1 pseudogene is annotated in these 1,833 nt (G+C 39.6%); it reads right to left on the reverse strand.

What is annotated here, in order from left to right:
* Positions 1 to 1,071, reverse strand: a pseudogene (locus tag LEP1GSC062_RS20085) (IS110 family RNA-guided transposase); the annotation flags it as partial.
* Positions 1,072 to 1,833: the final 762 nt, after the last annotated feature.

A 1,833-nucleotide genomic window follows, 5' to 3' on the forward strand; every position in this document is an offset into this window, starting at 1 on the left:
TCTTCAGGCATAGAATCAAAAAGATCTCCCGTTCGAATCATTGAATAAAGAACTTCGATCATTTTGCGTGAAGTAGCGATGATCGATTTTTTAGCTCCTTTTTTAAGGTATAACCTTTGATAGAATTCTTTTATCTTTCCGCCATGCTGACATCGAACCAGACTCCAGGCCGCTTGAACAATTACTCTTCGAATTGCATGACAACCACGAGATACAATTCTTCCGTATCGAACCGTATCTCCTGAGATGTCGACTCTGGGAACAAGGCCTGCGTAGTAGGCTGCTTGTTTAGCCGAAGAGAATCTTTTACAATTACCCATATAACTCATGATCGCCAAAGAAGTAATCATACCGATCCCAGGCATGGACATGATCGTTTGAACATAACTCTGATTTTTTTTCAGAGCCTCTTTAATTTCTTCTTCTATTAGTTTTAGATTTAGTTCGACTAAATCTAAAACTTTTAAGATTCGTTCTGCTTCTCTTTTGTATCGATCAGGAAGTAGAGTTACGGAAGCTTCTCTGGATGCTTTTATTCGCAAATGCTTTTTGGTAATTTCAGTCAAACCTGCTTGAGTGAATAAACTATGAAGTCGATTTTTGCCTTGCGTTAGTTGTCTTGTCCAGTTCTCATGTTCCGTGCAAAGTCTTCGATTGTCTTCCTCTTCGTCGGGAGGAACTCAGGCATAACGCTTCCTAAGAGGCGCGTTGTGGGAATTGGAACAACCGGTAACTCTTCTATTGGAAAACGTTGAATGAGCCTGGCTATTTTTAAACTGTCTTCTTTATCGGTCTTTTTTAAGGATTGATAGATTGTTGCTAAGTCTCCGGGATTCAGGACAATTACTTGAATCCCTTTGTTTAATATTGATTTTGCGATTCTAAAAGATTGAGATCCAGCTTCTAATCCGACTATATCATTCAAGGTTAACCATTTTAGTAAATTGTTAATACCACTTTCTGTTGTACTAAATTGTCGACGTTCGAGCGAGTTCTCCGAGTTAATTCGAACAACTCTAAACTTTTCTTTCCACAATCAATTCCTACATATTTGCCATCTTGACTTTTCATTTCTTTTCTCCTAAAATGACAGAGGGCGGAGGGTCTTAACAAAGCCGGGTGATATCACCAGCACTCCCATCGAACGACCTAAACACCGACCCATAGGAAGGCATCACCTTACCCACAAGTAATGGGATCTCAAGATCAATTTGTCGGAATTACGACAAAATCCCCCGTGAAACTTAGTTCCCACCCTTATTTTTGGGTGGGGGTGGAGGTGGAAAGGTTCGGGAAATTTTTCTCTATCAGAAAATCATACTCCTTGCAAGTAAAAAGTCTCATTCTTGTCGGAACACTTGAAAAATATCAGCTTTTGATCCTTATTATCCCAAACTTCTTAACTTGTGGGTAAGGTGATGATAGGAAGGTGTTTCACTGAGTTCCATTAAACTTTACTTGAATACTGTGAATTGCTTCCTAAGGGGCGCAATTCAGGGAGTGAGATTGAGTTCATCAGAGAGCGATCAATCTGCCACCGGCCTTCTTGACTCCGTCGAATCAAGAATATCACATTCGGAACTGTCTTACGTCCAAGAATCATACTAATCTATTGCGCTCGGCGGGATTGGGACAAACTTTTAGTCTATCGACGTCTGAAAAACAGTGTGCTGGATTTGGAGAACCTTGAATCGAACTCGTAGTTAGATGAAAAAACAGAAGAATGGGACATTTCGCTCGAATTTAGAACATAGAAAAAGTTAGGATTTTACCAAAGGTTTTATGCAAAAATTGAGTTTTTGTTGTCTTTATCTTGTTAGTGGTGGTCTAACA

Source organism: Leptospira alexanderi serovar Manhao 3 str. L 60 (assembly GCF_000243815.2).
Classification (GTDB): Bacteria; Spirochaetota; Leptospiria; order Leptospirales; family Leptospiraceae; genus Leptospira; species Leptospira alexanderi.